The organism is Pseudomonas orientalis (assembly GCF_002934065.1).
Classification (GTDB): Bacteria; Pseudomonadota; Gammaproteobacteria; order Pseudomonadales; family Pseudomonadaceae; genus Aquipseudomonas; species Aquipseudomonas orientalis_A.
In genome coordinates this window covers 865,237-880,200 of record NZ_CP018049.1, presented here as the reverse complement: position 1 = coordinate 880,200, position 14,964 = coordinate 865,237, and the positions used below count along the sequence as shown (strand labels likewise).

Annotated in this window: 14 protein-coding genes and 1 pseudogene; 3 read left to right on the top strand and 12 right to left on the bottom strand. The window is 61.1% G+C overall.

The features are described from left to right. Positions 1 to 181: 181 nt before the first annotated feature. The 3 genes from clpB to rluD form a co-directional block, all read right to left on the bottom strand. The gene (gene clpB / locus BOP93_RS03865; protein ID WP_104501615.1) at positions 182 to 2,746 is read right to left on the bottom strand and encodes an ATP-dependent chaperone ClpB; all 2,565 of its coding nucleotides are present in this window, start codon (positions 2,744 to 2,746) and stop codon (positions 182 to 184) included. Between the two features lie 135 nt (positions 2,747 to 2,881). Then, entirely contained in the window at positions 2,882 to 3,607 is a 726-nt protein-coding gene (gene pgeF, locus BOP93_RS03860; RefSeq protein WP_065932407.1) for a peptidoglycan editing factor PgeF, read from the bottom strand. Then, positions 3,604 to 4,566 (bottom strand): 23S rRNA pseudouridine(1911/1915/1917) synthase RluD, encoded by a 963-nt coding sequence (gene rluD / locus BOP93_RS03855; RefSeq protein WP_065888000.1) that lies wholly within the window; start codon positions 4,564 to 4,566, stop codon positions 3,604 to 3,606. Before rluD ends, pgeF begins: the two co-directional genes overlap by 4 nt. A 149-nt stretch (positions 4,567 to 4,715) precedes the next feature. Between rluD and BOP93_RS03850 the strand changes: the two genes are divergently transcribed. Both BOP93_RS03850 and BOP93_RS03845 read left to right on the top strand, forming a co-directional pair. After that, complete coding sequence (locus BOP93_RS03850) at positions 4,716 to 5,741, top strand: outer membrane protein assembly factor BamD (protein ID WP_104501614.1); 1,026 nt, start codon at positions 4,716 to 4,718, stop codon at positions 5,739 to 5,741. Between the two features lie 126 nt (positions 5,742 to 5,867). Then, positions 5,868 to 6,101 carry a PP0621 family protein gene (locus BOP93_RS03845; protein ID WP_104501613.1) on the top strand — a complete coding sequence of 78 codons (234 nt, stop codon included), beginning with the start codon at positions 5,868 to 5,870 and terminating at the stop codon, positions 6,099 to 6,101. On the opposite strand, the gene thiO is transcribed toward BOP93_RS03845, so the two are convergent. The 5 genes from thiO to pilV all read right to left on the bottom strand — a co-directional run bounded on the left by thiO (position 6,088) and on the right by pilV (position 9,397). Further along, a complete protein-coding gene (gene thiO, locus BOP93_RS03840; protein WP_104505236.1) occupies positions 6,088 to 7,197 on the bottom strand; it encodes a glycine oxidase ThiO in 1,110 nt (369 codons plus the stop codon). The two genes, BOP93_RS03845 and thiO, sit on opposite strands and share 14 nt — an antisense overlap. Positions 7,198 to 7,259: 62 nt before the next feature. Further along, a complete protein-coding gene (locus tag BOP93_RS03835; protein ID WP_104501612.1) occupies positions 7,260 to 7,661 on the bottom strand; it encodes a type IV pilin protein in 402 nt (133 codons plus the stop codon). 11 nt (positions 7,662 to 7,672) lie between these two features. After that, positions 7,673 to 8,203, bottom strand: coding sequence for a pilus assembly PilX family protein (locus BOP93_RS03830; protein ID WP_104501611.1), 531 nt, complete (start codon positions 8,201 to 8,203; stop codon positions 7,673 to 7,675). A gap of 4 nt (positions 8,204 to 8,207) precedes the next feature. Then, positions 8,208 to 8,915 (bottom strand): PilW family protein, encoded by a 708-nt coding sequence (locus tag BOP93_RS03825; RefSeq protein ID WP_104501610.1) that lies wholly within the window; start codon positions 8,913 to 8,915, stop codon positions 8,208 to 8,210. Then, complete coding sequence (gene pilV, locus BOP93_RS03820) at positions 8,912 to 9,397, bottom strand: type IV pilus modification protein PilV (RefSeq protein WP_104501609.1); 486 nt, start codon at positions 9,395 to 9,397, stop codon at positions 8,912 to 8,914. Before pilV ends, BOP93_RS03825 begins: the two co-directional genes overlap by 4 nt. A 204-nt stretch (positions 9,398 to 9,601) precedes the next feature. Here pilV and BOP93_RS03815 point away from each other — a divergent pair. Then, positions 9,602 to 10,169 (top strand): annotated as a pseudogene (locus BOP93_RS03815) (GspH/FimT family pseudopilin). Here the strand turns inward: BOP93_RS03815 and ispH are convergent. The 4 genes from ispH to ileS form a co-directional block, all read right to left on the bottom strand. Next, positions 10,132 to 11,079 carry a 4-hydroxy-3-methylbut-2-enyl diphosphate reductase gene (ispH, locus tag BOP93_RS03810; RefSeq protein WP_057725850.1) on the bottom strand — a complete coding sequence of 316 codons (948 nt, stop codon included), beginning with the start codon at positions 11,077 to 11,079 and terminating at the stop codon, positions 10,132 to 10,134. The pseudogene BOP93_RS03815 and the gene ispH overlap by 38 nt on opposite strands. 100 nt (positions 11,080 to 11,179) lie before the next feature. Beyond that, positions 11,180 to 11,620: an FKBP-type peptidyl-prolyl cis-trans isomerase gene (locus tag BOP93_RS03805; RefSeq protein ID WP_205885811.1), complete on the bottom strand. Its 441-nt coding sequence runs from the start codon at positions 11,618 to 11,620 to the stop codon at positions 11,180 to 11,182. Between the two features lie 7 nt (positions 11,621 to 11,627). Then, complete coding sequence (gene lspA / locus BOP93_RS03800; RefSeq protein WP_104501606.1) at positions 11,628 to 12,140, bottom strand: signal peptidase II; 513 nt, start codon at positions 12,138 to 12,140, stop codon at positions 11,628 to 11,630. Next, positions 12,133 to 14,964, bottom strand: coding sequence for an isoleucine--tRNA ligase (ileS, locus tag BOP93_RS03795; protein ID WP_104501605.1), 2,832 nt, complete (start codon positions 14,962 to 14,964; stop codon positions 12,133 to 12,135). Before ileS ends, lspA begins: the two co-directional genes overlap by 8 nt.

The following is a 14,964-nucleotide window of genomic DNA, read 5'->3' as shown; positions in this document are numbered from 1 at the left end:
TTAAATTGCTTTTAAGACAATGATTTGCGCTTCTTTCTGATTTCTTCTTGGGGAGAAGAAACCCGTGGGCTGACGTTGCTGCGGGGCGCACTTTACAAGCCTTTGCCTTACAGTTCAACGCCCTATCGAAAAAAAAGGCCCCGCAATGCGGGGCCTCCTCTTATGGCACTGGCCACTGGGCTTAGTGGAAGACGATTTCGTCGTTCTCCACCGTCGCCGCGACGCTGGTGCCCGGCATAAAGCTGCCCGACAGGATCAACTGTGCCAGCGGGTTCTCGATCCACCGCTGGATCGCACGCTTCAACGGCCGCGCGCCGTATACCGGGTCGTAACCCACCGCAATCAGCTTGTCCAACGCCTCGCTGCTCAGCTCCAGGGCCAGCTCGCGCTCGGCCAGACGTGCACGCAGGCGTCCCAGCTGGATCTCGGTAATGCCGGCTATCTGATCCCGCGCCAACGGCTCGAAGATCACCACTTCGTCCACCCGGTTGATAAATTCCGGCCGGAAGTGGGTGGTCAGCGCGTCCATGACAGCGGCCCGCTGTGCCTCGCGATCGCCCACCAGCTCCTGAATCTGCGACGAGCCCAGGTTGGAGGTCATCACGATCACCGTGTTGCGAAAGTCCACCGTGCGTCCGTGGCTGTCGGTCAGGCGACCATCCTCCAGCACTTGCAGCAGGATGTTGAACACATCCGGGTGCGCCTTCTCGACCTCATCCAGCAGGATCACCGAGTAGGGCTTGCGCCGCACGGCTTCGGTCAGGTAACCGCCCTCTTCATAGCCCACGTAGCCCGGTGGTGCGCCGATCAGGCGAGCCACCGAGTGTTTCTCCATGAACTCGGACATATCGATGCGCACCATGGCCTCTTCGGTATCGAACAGGAATTCAGCCAGGGCTTTGCACAGCTCGGTCTTACCCACGCCGGTAGGCCCAAGGAACATGAACGAACCACTCGGGCGATTCGGGTCGGACAACCCGGCGCGGGAGCGCCGCACGGCGTTGGACACCGCCACCACAGCCTCTTCCTGACCGATTACGCGCTGGTGCAACAGGCTTTCCATCTTCAGCAGCTTGTCGCGCTCGCCTTCAAGCATCTTCGACACAGGAATACCGGTCCACTTGGAGACCACCTCGGCGATTTCTTCCTCGGTCACCTTGCTGCGCAGCAACTGGTTCTCGCTGTGGCCATGCTGGTCAACCATCTGCAGGCTGCGCTCCAGGTCCGGGATCACCCCATACTGCAACTCGGCCATGCGGTTCAGGTCGCCTTTACGGCGCGCGGCTTCCAGCTCCTGGCGCGATTGCTCGATTTTCTGCTGGATCTGCGCAGAGCCCTGCACCTCGGCTTTTTCCGAGGTCCAGATTTCCTCGAGGTCCGAATACTCGCGTTCCAGGCGCACGATTTCTTCCTGGAGTTTCTCCAGGCGTTTCTTCGCCGCGTCATCCTCTTCTTTTTTCAACGCCTGGGATTCGACCTTCAGTTGAATCAGGCGACGGTCCAGGCGGTCGAGCACTTCCGGCTTGGAATCGATCTCCATACGGATGCGGCTGGCCGCTTCGTCGATCAGGTCGATGGCCTTGTCGGGCAACTGGCGATCAGTGATATAGCGATGGCTCAGCTTGGCCGCCGCAATGATCGCGCCGTCGGTGATGGCAACTTTATGGTGAACCTCATAGCGCTCTTTCAGGCCACGCAGGATGGCGATGGTGTCTTCTTCGCTGGGCTCTTCCACCAGGACCTTCTGGAAACGTCGCTCAAGCGCCGCATCCTTTTCTATGTACTGGCGGTACTCGTTAAGCGTGGTCGCACCGACGCAATGCAACTCGCCTCGCGCCAGGGCGGGCTTGAGCATGTTGCCGGCATCCATGGACCCCTCGCCCTTGCCCGCGCCGACCATGGTGTGCAGTTCGTCGATAAACAGAATGATCTGCCCTTCCTGCTTGGACAATTCATTAAGCAGGGATTTCAGGCGCTCTTCGAACTCGCCACGGAACTTGGCGCCGGCGATCAACGAGCCCATGTCCAGGGACAGCAGGCGCTTGCCCTTGAGCCCGTCCGGCACTTCACCATTGATGATGCGCTGGGCCAGCCCCTCGGCGATGGCGGTTTTACCCACGCCAGGCTCACCGATCAGCACCGGGTTGTTCTTGGTGCGGCGCTGCAGCACCTGGATAGTGCGACGGATTTCATCGTCACGGCCGATGACCGGGTCAAGCTTGCCCTCTTCGGCGCGCTTGGTCAGGTCAACAGTGTATTTATCCAGGGCCTGGCGCGACTCCTCATGATTGGGGTCGTTCACCGCCTCGCCGCCACGCAGGTTGTTGATGGCGTTTTCCAGGGCTTTCTTGCTTACGCCCTGGCCCAGCAACAACTTGCCAAGCTTGCTGTTGTCGTCCATGGCGGCGAGCAGCACCAGTTCGCTGGAGATGAACTGATCACCTTTTTGCTGGGCCAGGCGGTCGGCCTGGTTCAGCAGCCGCGCCAGGTCCTGCGACATATTCACGTCGCCGGTGGGATTCTGGATTTTCGGCAGTTGGTCGAGCTCTTTGCTCAACTCCTTGCGCAGGCTGTTGACGTCAAAGCCCACCTGCATCAACAAGGGTTTGATAGAACCACCTTGCTGCTCGAGGAGCGCCTGCATCAAGTGCGCCGGTTCAATCGCCGGGTGGTCGAGACCGACGGCCAGGGACTGGGAGTCCGATAAGGCCAACTGCAATTTGCTGGTTAAACGATCAATACGCATTAGTCACCTTCCTTTTGAGCAGGCCGGAGCTATGAACAAACACATCCTGAATGAAGAAACCTGCCAGATACCCCTATAGATGGGGTGGATTCTGCGGGATTCAAGCAGTGGATGGTTGATACAGATCAGGACAGTCTAGCGGTCAAGCCAGACAAGGGAGGCGAATCGGCCCGTACGCGGGCTGCGTCGATAGGAAAAGAAACGCGGGTCGGTCACGGTGCAGTAGCCGCCACCGTAGACGGCGGTGACACCTCGCGCGGCAAGGCGCAGGCGTGCAAGTTGATAGATGTCGGCCATGAACTTGCCGGGATTACGGCTGGGAACAAAGGCTTGGGCAGTTGCCGGCAGTTGCTGCATGAACGCTTCACGCACCTCGGGACCGACTTCAAAGGCCTGCGGGCCGATGGCCGGGCCGAGCCAGACCAGAACGTCGGCGGGCGGGCTCTCAAGGCTTTCGAACGCCGCCTCCAGCACCCCTGCCGCCAACCCACGCCAACCGGCATGAGCCGCCGCAACACGGGTACCTGCTCGATTGCAGAACAATGCAGGCAGGCAATCGGCCGTCATGGCGGTGCAGGCGATGCCAGGTGTGCTGGTCCAACTGCCATCGGCTTCGGCGATCCGGCCCGGATCGGCCTCGACCACCGTGGTGCCGTGGACCTGGCGCAACCAGGCCGGCTGGATATCGAACGCTGCGGTAAGGCGACGACGATTTTCGAGGACGGCCTCAAGGCTGTCCTCCACATGGTCGCCCAGGTTGAGGCTGTCGAACGGCGCCACACTGACGCCGCCCGCACGGGTGGTGACGCAGGCTTTGACCTGAGACGGCGCAGGCCAGTCAGGAATCAGCCAGTCACTCATCCGACAAACGCCTCGCGATCCTGCTTGAGCAGCGACAACAGCCAGACCAGATCGTCCGGAAGCGGCGATTCCCAGCTCATGCGCTGACCGCTCGTCGGATGATCCAGCTCCAGGAAGCGTGCATGCAGTGCCTGGCGCGGGAACGTCTTGAGCGATTCGACCATGGTTTGGCTGGCCGCAGGCGGAATGCGGAAGCGACCACCGTAGGCCGGATCGCCGACCAACGGGAAGTTGATGTGGGCCATGTGCACGCGGATCTGGTGAGTTCGACCGGTTTCCAGCTTGACCCGCACATGGGTGTGGGAACGGAAACGCTCCAGCACGCGATAGTGGCTGACGGCCTGCTTGCCGCCCTCCATCACCGCCATGCGCTGGCGCTGCTGGCCGTGGCGACCAATGGGTGCATTGATCTTGCCACCGGCCACCACGACGCCGATCACGATGCATTCGTAGATCCGGCTGACGCTGCGACTCTGCAATTGAGTAACAAGTTGCGTCTGCGCCTGAATGGTCTTGGCCACCACCATAAGGCCGGTGGTGTCCTTGTCCAGACGGTGCACGATGCCGCAGCGCGGCACGTTGATGATGTCCGGCACGTGGTGCAACAAGGCATTGAGCAAGGTGCCATCAGCGTGCCCGGCCGCCGGGTGAACCACCAGGCCTGCGGGTTTGTTGATGACCAGGATGTCATCGTCCTCATAGACGATATCCAGCTCGATGTCCTGGGCGACCCATTCTCCCTGGGCTTCCTGCTCGGCAGTCAGCTCAAGAATCGCACCGCCATGCACTGTGTCTCGCGGGCGGATAACCGCTCCATCCACAGTCAGGCGGCCGTCTTTGATCCAGGCGGAAAGGCGCGAGCGCGAGTGCTCAGCGAATAATTGTGCGGCGACTTGATCGAGGCGTTGGCCGCCCAATTCGGACGGCACCTCTGCGCGAAGTTCAATTTTATCGGACATGCTCAGACTAGGCGTGGCACAGCCTTTGGTTTCGGCTGCGCGCTTGTGGTTAAATACGGCGTCTTTTGCCCCGAGGCTTTCAACGGGGCGCTCATCATAACAGGACGGCCCCGCCCAAGACAGCGGCCGTCATAGGGACGCAAGCCGCCATGCAAGTGAAACACCTGCTGCTGATCGCCATCCTCGCCATGACTGCTGCTTGCTCGTCAACAAAGGACGTCGTCGACGAAAACCTGAGCGAAGTCGAGCTGTACCAGCAAGCTCAGACAGACTTGGATAACAATAGCTACACCAGCGCCACAGCGAAGCTGAAGGCACTGGAGTCGCGCTATCCGTTCGGACGCTATGCCGATCAGGCCCAGCTCGAGCTGATCTACGCCAACTATAAGAACGCCGAGCCGGAAGCTGCCAAGTCCGCTGCCGAGCGTTTTATCCGCCTGCATCCGCAGCATCCGAACGTGGACTACGCCTACTACATGAAGGGCCTGACCTCGTTCGACCAGGACGTTGGTCTGCTGGCGCGGTTCCTGCCACTGGACATGACCAAGCGCGACCCGGGCGCCGCCCGCGACTCCTACAACGAGTTCGCCCAACTGACCAGCCGCTACCCGAACAGCCGCTACGCGCCGGACGCCAAGCAGCGCATGATCTACCTGCGCAACCTGCTGGCTTCCTACGAGATCCACGTGGCCCACTACTACCTGACCCGTCAGGCGTACGTGGCCGCTGCCAACCGTGGCCGCTATGTGGTGGAGAATTTCCAGGAAACCCCTTCCGTGGGTGACGGCCTGGCTGTGATGACCGAGGCTTACCAGCGCTTGCACCTGGATGAGCTGGCGACCACCAGCCTGGAAACCCTGAAGCTCAACTACCCGGACCACCCGAGCCTGAAAGACGGCCAGTTCGTGCCTCAGGTTGATGAAGCCGACAACCGCTCGTGGCTGAGCAAGTACACCCTGGGCCTGATCGAGTCCCGTCCACCGCTGCCGCCAGGCGAAACACGCGCTAACCAGGACGTGATCAAGCAGTACCAGGACGCCAAGGACGCGATTCCTTCGGACCTCAAGCCGCATGACGAGAACGGCGACGTAATCGAAGAGGAAGAGCCGCAAGCCCTGGGTAACAACCAGGACCGCTCGTGGTTCAGCTACATGACCTTCGGCGTATTCGACTGACGGTTCGACGCAACGCAAAAGGGAGCTCTCAGGAGCTCCCTTTTTCATGGGCGAGTATTTATTGCGCTGTGCGCCCATGGCGACCTTGGCTAAACTGGCGCATTCCTTATCGAGAAACTGCCCATCATGCTTCGTCTATTGTTCTGGATCGCCGTCATTGCCGCTGCGGTATGGCTCTGGCGCAAATTCAAAAGCCCCGCCGCCAGGCAACCCCGCGCCGGCGAACCCAATGCCGCCTTGATGGTGCGGTGCGCCCATTGCGGCGTGCACGTGCCGCAGGATCGTGCGCTGAGTTCAGGCCAGCAATGGTATTGCACCCAGGCGCACCTGCAGCAGGGGCCGAAGTCTATCCAGCGCTGACTCGACCGGCGGGCGCGTAAGGTGCAGGGTCGATGATCGGCGCATGCCCCAGCAGCAAGTCGGCAAATAGCTGGCAGGACGCGGGGGCAAGCACCAGGCCATTGCGGTAATGCCCACAATTGAGCCACAAACCCTTGAAGCCGGGTACCTCGCCGATATACGGGATACCTTCCGGCGAGCCGGGCCGCAACCCCGCCCAGTGCCCCACCACCTCGGCGTCCGCCAGGGCGGGGAGCAGTTCCACCGCAGAGGCCTTGAGACTCTCCAGCGCGCTTATCGTCGGCGTTTTGTCGAATCCCTCATGCTCCAGAGTGCTGCCAATCAGAATATGCCCATCACGCCGCGGGATCGCATAGCGCCCTTTGGCCAGGACCATGCTCGACAAAAAGTCAGACGCGCATTTGTAGAGGATCATCTGGCCCTTGACCGGCTCCACGGGCAGCGCCAAGCCCAGTTTTCCCAGCAGATCCCCGCTCCAGGCACCGGCTGCGAGCACGACCTGATCACCCGTCATGGCGCCAGCGCTTGTATTCACGCCTACCACGGTGTCGCCCTGCAAAATAAAGCCATCGACTTCGCACTGCTCATGAATCGTCACATCGGGCAGCGCCGACAATGCCGCCTTGAGGGATTTGACCAGGCGCGGGTTGCGCACATTGGCCACATCGGCCATGTAGATCGCTTCTGAATATCCGCTGCCCAGCGCCGGAACAGCATCATGGGCAGCTGATACGTCCACTTTGCTCAAGGGCCGACCCTCATGCGCAGCCCAGGCCAGGGCATCGGCTTCGTCATCCAGATCGAGCCAATACAGGCCCGTGGTGTGAACCTCAGGATCAATGCCGGTCGCAGCGAACAGGTGTTGCGCCAGTTGCGGGTAGAAATCCTGGGACCAATGGGCCAAGGCGGTCACCGCCGGGCTATAGCGCCATGGATACAACGGCGAAACAATCCCGCCGCCAGCCCAGGAAGACTCCTGCCCAAGCCCGCCGCGCTCCAGCAATGTAACCGCCTGCCCCCGGTCAGCCAGGTTGTATGCCGTCAACAAGCCAATAACCCCGCCGCCGACAATCACTACTCGCTGTTGCTTAGCCATCATTTGATCCAGCCGATAAAAAGGGAAAAGCGCGCCAGGCGCCCATTCATCCAGCACTCTCATCACTGCCCCCAGCATGCCTTGAACGGCATTTGCGGCGCCGCGCCCGGATTGCTTCGCATGCCGGTGCTGGTCAAGCTGAATTGGCCGCAGGCGTCGTCCGCCATGACTGAGTTCGAGGCAGGCGTGGCGAGCAGGACAAAATCATGAGGGTTCAGTACCGCGCTGATTCTATAGTGATCATTGCCTGTGCTGACGCCGCTTGCATCAATAAAAGTGCCGTTGCGCGTGTAAAAACGCTGCAGATGTTGAGCCTGCTCACTCAGCAGCGCGACGACTTGCACCCGGTACACCTTTTTCACCTGGCCGGTGTATCCGGGGTAAGCGATCCCGGCCAGCAACGCGATGATCGCCACCGCGATCAACAACTCGATCAGGGTAAAGCCCTGGCTATCCATGCCCATTGAATTGCTCCTTATTGAAGTTGCCGCCATAAGACTCGCCGAAACCGCGCGCCGTCGCCCTCCCCCACCCGCGCATACACCGTCTCAAGCACCGTGCGCGACTGGTCACCCAGCCCCACGGCCGTTACCCTAAAGAGCGCGGCCGGGATAAGCGGCGGTAAATGCGCCTGGCCCATTCCCACGCCCAGGGATTGAATGCCATATACCCCATTCTTGAACGCCACCCAATTCACCGCAGAGACCGGATTTGGCCCAGGGCCAACCACCAAAAATGCCTCCGCGGGCGGCGCGCAGTTGATGATCGAGTGGCAAAGTGGCAGCGCAGGTCCGCCCCTGCGCACCGCCGACTCCCCCAGCCGCAAGCCACTTTCGGCCGTCTGGAACGACTGATTACGCTGCCAAAGGCTACTGGCGACCTTCTGCTGAGAGATCGCGCCCTGCATTGATGACAACCCCACCAGTGACAGCAACAGCAGAAATACCAGGCTGATCAGCAATACCATCCCCGCCTGGCGCACAGGGCTCCTCCCAATCATGATCATCGCCCTACTCCAGCCGGTTGCGCAGTGCGGCCACGACGCTGTAGGCCTGATCCTTCACCCGCCCGGTCGGGTCCTGCAGAGTCATGCGGATGCGCACGCTGCGGATCAACGATGCGTCGCCAGGATGGCTGTCGTAACGCGCCACGTCCGTCGATTCAGGCCCGGCGGCCACCCCGAAACTGATCTCGAAGGCCTGTACGTTATCTATCAGCGCCGCCTTGGCCGGTGCCGACGGGGTACTGACTTTCAACTGCCCCGCCTCATAGGTATAGGTGAGCGCGCGTATGGGAAAACGAATCTGGCCGGGCGCGATCACAGGCGGCGTGCCGGCGTAAGCCTGGGCTGCCTCCTTGCAGTCGGACACCACCGTCCAGTCCGGCTTGCCGACACCGTCGCCGGCATTGGCGGTCACCAGTGTCAGTGACGTTGCGCTTGCCGACATTTCCCAGCCGATCGGCCGCTCAAACGCCGCCGGGGCATTGTCGATAAAGGCCGGGGCCAGACACCCCAGCATGCCTGCCTGGCGAATGTCCTGGATCAACTTGCTCAGGACGAATCGCGCATCATCCTGCAGCACCATGGCGGCCTGTTGGCTGGCCTGGGTCAGCCGCGCGCTGATCAGCACCTGACTCGCACCGAGGATCAGCACCAGGCCGACGGCCAGCGCAAGTAGAAACTCCACCAGCCCGAAACCACATGCCGGACGATTCATTGCAACCTGCCTTGCCCGTTGGCAATCCGGCTGGTCAGGGTGAAGGTTTGCCGCGCGCCCAGGCTGCTCGCCAACCTGGCGTCTTCCCAAGTGATGCTGATGGTGACTTCATTGTCGTTGACCGCCACGGCACCTTTGGCGTCTTTTCCGGCAAAACCAACAATATTGGCTTCGAAATCATGCAAGTCCAGGTCACGCACGCTGGCGGTCGAGGTGCCGGGCGGCGCGCGCTCGGCTTGGGCCCAGGCGTAATCGACCCCGGCATTGGCGCGAATTCGATCGAGCATATCGTAGGCAATGAAACTGGCCTGGCTGGTCATCCGTGCATTGTCGGTGTATTTGGGCGCGTTGAGCTGGAGAGCCGCGGCCCCCAGCAGTCCGATAGCCAGGACCAGCACCGCTACCAGTACCTCGATCAGGGTCATGCCGGCTTGAGGTCGATGAACTGCGCGTAGAAATAAGGTGTTGCTGCACAAAGGCATTACCGTCGTCGTCCATGTCGAGGGCCGTAGAAAAACAGCAGAACCCTGCTGTACGCCCCAAGACTAGCGCCGGTTTTTGGCGGCTGCCGCTATCGGAACAAAGGGAAATACATTGGACGTAAAGGCCATCATTCAGCATCAGGGAGCAAACGCTATACCTATGCCTGTCACTTAAAGATCAACCGCATCCACGGAGGGACGCACATGACACAACGAGGGTTCACCTTGATCGAATTACTGCTGGGGCTGATCGTCACGGGCGTTCTGGCGCAACTGGCCATACCCGGCTTCAAGGGTTTGCTGGAATCGCAGCAGCAACAAAGCGTGGCCCGGTCACTGGCCGACGGGCTGCGTTATGCGCGAACGGAGGCGATCGCACGCAGCCGTGCAGTGGTCATTCATGCAAGGGAGCAAGACTGGAGCCAGGGCTGGCGGGTGATCCTGGATATCAGTGGTCGCGGCCATCTGGATGACGAGAATCCAGTGCTACTGGAGCGACAGGACAGCGGGCGCGTGCCGGTGGCCGGTAATGGCCCGGTCAGCAGCCAGGTGCGTTTCAGCGCGTTGGGGGAGCCGGTGTTTGCGGGCGGCGGGTTTCGTGCCGGCACCGTGCATGTGTGCGACGCGACGCAGGCACAAAGCCTGTATCAGATAGTGCTGGCGCCAAGTGGGCGCGTCAGCCTGCGCAGTGACAAGACCGAGCAGGCGTTATGCCGTGGTTGAGCGAAGCGGGTTCAGAGCAGCGAGCGCACCCGCAGTTCCTTGGGCATAGAAAACGTAATGTTTTCTTCGCGCCCCGCCAACTCATCGGCACCGGTAGCCCCCCAGGCGTGCAATTGCTGGATGACGCCACGCACCAGGACTTCCGGGGCCGAGGCCCCCGCCGTGATGCCGATGCGCTCGACACCGTCGAACCAGCTACGCTGCATATCCTCGGCGCCATCGATTAGGTACGCTGGTGTCGCCATGCGCTCGGCCAGCTCCCGCAAGCGATTGGAGTTGGAGCTGTTGGGGCTGCCGACCACCAGCACCACATCACACTCATCGGCCAGTTGCTTGACCGCGTCCTGGCGGTTCTGCGTGGCGTAGCAGATGTCGTCCTTGCGTGGGCCGCCAATGGCCGGGAATCGCGTGCGCAGGGCATCGATAACGCGGCTGGTGTCGTCCATGGACAAGGTGGTCTGGGTAACGAACGCCAAGCGTTCCGGGTTCTGCACTTGCAGGTTGGCGACGTCTTTTTCGTCTTCCACCAGGTAGATGGCGCCGCCATTGCTGGCGTCGTACTGGCCCATGGTGCCTTCGACTTCCGGATGACCGGCGTGGCCGATCAGAATGCATTCACGTCCATCACGGCTGTAGCGCGCCACCTCGATGTGCACCTTGGTCACCAGCGGGCATGTGGCATCGAATACTTTCAGGCCACGGCCGGACGCTTCGGTGCGCACGGCCTGGGAAACGCCGTGGGCGCTGAAGATAACGATAACATCGTCAGGCACCTGGTCGAGCTCTTCGACGAAGATGGCGCCGCGCGCACGCAGATCTTCAACCACGAACTTGTTGTGGACGACTTCATGCCGCACGTAGATCGGCGGGCCGAAGACTTCCAGGGCGCGGTTGACGATTTCGATCGCCCGGTCCACACCGGCACAGAAGCCACGGGGGTTGGCGAGTTTGATTTGCATGCTGTGCCTCGTGTCTTGCAGCCACATTGAGTCAATATTAACGCTGACTCAACAGATAATGGAGATCAAGGTGGGAGGGGAGCAAGTCCCCTCCCACATTTCAGACCAGCGCCTTGACGTTGATGATCTCGACGTCAAAGGTCAGCGTCTTGCCGGCCAACGGGTGGTTGAAATCGATGGTCACTTGCGTGTCATCGAAGGCTTTGACCACGCCGGGCAATTCCGTATTCGCCGCGTCATTGAAGATCACCAGCAGGCCTTCCGACAGCTCCATGCCTTCGAACTGCGAACGCGGGATGATCTGCACGTTTTGCGGGTTGGGCTGGCCAAAGGCGTTTTCCGGCAGGATCTGCAGGTTGCGCTTGTCGCCGGCCTTGAAGCCGAACAAAGCCGCTTCAAAACCCGGCAGCAGATTACCGTCACCGACCTTGAAGGTCGCCGGGGCTTTGTCGAAGGTGCTGTCGACCGTGTCGCCATTCTCCAGGCGCAATGCGAAATGCAAAGTGACTTCCGTGTTCTGGCCGATGCGTTGCTCAGCCAATACCTGATCAGTCATTGACGGTCTCTCCGGTTTTCTTGCTCTTGAACATGTCCAGCGCCAGCATGATTGCGCCGACGGTGATAGCGCTGTCGGCAAAGTTGAACGCCGGGAAGTAATGGCGGTTCTGCCAATGCACCAGGATGAAATCGATCACGTGGCCCAGGGCAACGCGGTCGTACAGGTTACCCAGCGCGCCGCCCAGCACCAGGGCCAGCGCGATGGCCAGCCAGGTGTCGTCCCGGCCCAGGCGCTTGAGCCAGACCACCAGCACCGCACTGACCACTACGGCGATCAGCGCGAACAACCAGCGCTGCCAGCCACCGCCATCAGCGAGAAAGCTGAAGGCCGCGCCGGTGTTATAGGCCAGGGTCCAACTGAAGTAATCCGGGATCACCACAATTTGCTGGAACATCTCCAGGCTGCCCTCGAAATGAGCCTTGCTGACCTGGTCGATGACCAGCACCAGGACGCTCAATACGAGCCAGCCCAGACGTCCGAAACGACTGGCAGCGTTAGGCATAGTGACGAACCTCGCCTTCACCGCTGATGTTATCGACGCAACGACCGCAGATTTCCGGATGCTCGGGGTTCACGCCGACATCTTCACGGCAGTGCCAGCAACGGGCGCATTTAGGGAAGGCCGACTTGACCACCTTGAGCTTCAAGCCCGGCACATCGGTGGCCACGGCATCTGCCGGAGCCTGGGCGAAGGGCGCCAGGCTTGCGGTGGAGGTGATCAACACAAAGCGCAGTTCGTTGCTCAGCTTGGCGAGGTCGGCGGTCAGGCCGTCCTCGGCAAACAGGGTGACTTCGGCTTGCAGGTTGCCACCCACGGCCTTGGCCGCGCGCTGCACTTCCAGCTCCTTGTTCACCGCAACCTTCACGGCCATCACGCCTTCCCAATACTCGCGGCCCAGTTCGAAGTCGGCCGGCAGTTCGGTCAAGCCTTCATACCAGGTGTTGAGCATGACGGACTCGTTACGTTCGCCCGGCAGGTACTCCCACAATTCGTCGGCGGTGAACGCCAGGATCGGTGCGATCCAGCGCACCAGCGCTTCGCTGATGTGGTACAGCGCGGTCTGCGCCGAACGGCGCGCCTTGCTGTTGGCACCGGTGGTGTACTGGCGGTCCTTGATGATGTCGAGGTAGAAACCACCGAGCTCCTGCACGCAGAAGTTGTGGATCTTGGAGTAGACATTCCAGAAGCGGTACTCGCCGTAGTGTTCCTGCAACTCGCGCTGCAGCAACAGGGCGCGGTCCACGGCCCAACGGTCGAGGGCGAGCATGTCCTCTGCCGGCAGGATGTCGGTGGCCGGGTTGAAACCGGTCAGGTTCGACAGCAGGAAGCGCGCGGTATTACGGATACGCCGGTAGGCATCGGCGCTGCGGGCCAGAATCTGGTCGGAGACGGCGATCTCGCCCGAGTAATCGGTCGAGGCGACCCACAGACGCATGATGTCGGCGCCCAGGGTGTCGTTGATCTTCTTCGGCTCGATCACGTTCTTCAACGACTTGGACATCTTGCGGCCGTTTTCGTCGACGGTGAAGCCGTGGGTCAACAGCTCCCGGTACGGCGCGTGGTTGTCGATGGCGCAACCGGTCAGCAGCGACGAGTGGAACCAGCCGCGGTGCTGGTCCGAACCTTCCAGGTACAGGTCGGCACGCGGGCCGGTCTCGTGGCCCATCGGGTGCGAACCGCGCAGCACGTGCCAGTGAGTGGTGCCCGAGTCGAACCATACGTCGAGGGTGTCGCTGATCTTGTCGTACTGCGGCGCTTCATCACCGAGCAACTCGGCAGCGTCCATCTTGAACCAGGCTTCGATGCCTTCCTGTTCAACGCGCTGGGCCACGAGTTCCATCAACTCGACGGTACGTGGGTGCAGTTCGCCGCTCTCCTTGTGCAGGAAGAACGGAATCGGCACGCCCCAGTTACGCTGGCGGGAGATGCACCAGTCCGGACGGTTGGCGATCATCGAGTGCAGGCGCGCCTGGCCCCAGGCCGGGACGAACTTGGTGCCTTCGACGGCCTTGAGCGAGCGTATGCGCAGGGTTTCGCCGCTGGTCGGCTCTTTGTCCATACCGATAAACCACTGCGCGGTAGCGCGGTAGATCAACGGGGTCTTGTGGCGCCAGCAGTGCATGTAGCTGTGCTGGATGGTGGCGGTTTGCATCAGCGCACCGACTTCACGCAGCTTTTCGATGATTGCAGGGTCGGCCTTGAAGATGAACTGGCCGCCGAAGAACTCCAGTGACGGCACGTACACGCCGTTGCTCTGCACCGGGTTGATGATGTCATCGTTGACCAGCCCGTATTTCTTGCAGATCACGAAGTCGTCCACGCCGTAGGCAGGCGAGCAGTGAACGATGCCGGTACCCGAACCCAGTTCGACGTAGTCAGCCAGGTACACCGGCGACAGGCGGTCGTAGAACGGATGACGGAAGTTGATCAGTTCCAGCGCGGAGCCGGTGGCGGTGGCGATCACCGAGCCTTGCAGCTCGTAACGCGCCAGGCACGGCTCGACCATTTCTTCGGCCAGCACCAGCAGGCGATCGCCAACGTCCACCAGCGCGTAGGTGAACTCGGGGTGCACGTTCAGCGCCTGGTTGGCAGGGATGGTCCATGGCGTGGTGGTCCAGATCACGATGGAAGCCGGCTTGGCCAGCGATGCCAGGCCAAAGGCCTCGGCCAGCTTGGCCTCATCGGCAATCGGGAAGGCCACGTCGATGGTCGAGGACTTCTTGTCTTCGTACTCGACTTCCGCCTCGGCCAGGGCTGAGCCGCAGTCGAAGCACCAGTTCACGGGCTTGAGGCCCTTGAACACGAAACCGCCCTTGACGATTTCGGCCAGGGCGCGGATTTCACCGGCCTCGTTCTTGAAATTCATGGTTTTGTAAGGGTTGTCCCACTCGCCCAGGACACCCAGGCGGATGAATTCGGACTTCTGCCCTTCGATCTGCTCGGTGGCGTAGGCACGGCACAGTTCGCGGGTTTTATCCGCGCCCAGGTTCTTGCCGTAGGTCACTTCGACCTTGTGTTCGATCGGCAGGCCGTGGCAATCCCAACCCGGGACATACGGCGCGTCGAAGCCCGACAGGGTCTTCGAACGCAGGATCATGTCCTTGAGAATCTTGTTCAGCGCGTGACCGATGTGAATGGTGCCGTTGGCATAAGGAGGGCCGTCGTGCAGGACGAATTTCGGACGATCCTTGCCAATTTCGCGCAACTTTCCGTACAGGCCAATACTGTCCCAGCGCTGCAGGATCTGCGGTTCGCGCTGTGGCAGGCCGGCCTTCATTGGGAAGGCGGTGTCCGGAAGGTTTAGCGTGGCTTTATAGTCGGTCAT

Bases quoted from the DNA above. Each gene is read 5' to 3' on its own strand.
- BOP93_RS03830 (WP_104501611.1), bottom strand. From the start codon at position 8,203: ATGATCATGATTGGGAGGAGCCCTGTGCGCCAGGCGGGGATGGTATTG.
- ileS (WP_104501605.1), bottom strand. From the start codon at position 14,964: ATGACCGACTATAAAGCCACGCTAAACCTTCCGGACACCGCCTTCCCA.
- BOP93_RS03835 (WP_104501612.1), bottom strand. From the start codon at position 7,661: ATGGGCATGGATAGCCAGGGCTTTACCCTGATCGAGTTGTTGATCGCG.
- BOP93_RS03825 (WP_104501610.1), bottom strand. From the start codon at position 8,915: ATGAATCGTCCGGCATGTGGTTTCGGGCTGGTGGAGTTTCTACTTGCG.
- rluD (WP_065888000.1), bottom strand. From the start codon at position 4,566: ATGTCCGATAAAATTGAACTTCGCGCAGAGGTGCCGTCCGAATTGGGC.
- clpB (WP_104501615.1), bottom strand. From the start codon at position 2,746: ATGCGTATTGATCGTTTAACCAGCAAATTGCAGTTGGCCTTATCGGAC.
- BOP93_RS03850 (WP_104501614.1), top strand. From the start codon at position 4,716: ATGCAAGTGAAACACCTGCTGCTGATCGCCATCCTCGCCATGACTGCT.
- lspA (WP_104501606.1), bottom strand. From the start codon at position 12,140: ATGCCTAACGCTGCCAGTCGTTTCGGACGTCTGGGCTGGCTCGTATTG.
- pilV (WP_104501609.1), bottom strand. From the start codon at position 9,397: ATGCCTTTGTGCAGCAACACCTTATTTCTACGCGCAGTTCATCGACCT.
- pgeF (WP_065932407.1), bottom strand. From the start codon at position 3,607: ATGAGTGACTGGCTGATTCCTGACTGGCCTGCGCCGTCTCAGGTCAAA.
- ispH (WP_057725850.1), bottom strand. From the start codon at position 11,079: ATGCAAATCAAACTCGCCAACCCCCGTGGCTTCTGTGCCGGTGTGGAC.
- BOP93_RS03845 (WP_104501613.1), top strand. From the start codon at position 5,868: ATGCTTCGTCTATTGTTCTGGATCGCCGTCATTGCCGCTGCGGTATGG.
- thiO (WP_104505236.1), bottom strand. From the start codon at position 7,197: ATGGCTAAGCAACAGCGAGTAGTGATTGTCGGCGGCGGGGTTATTGGC.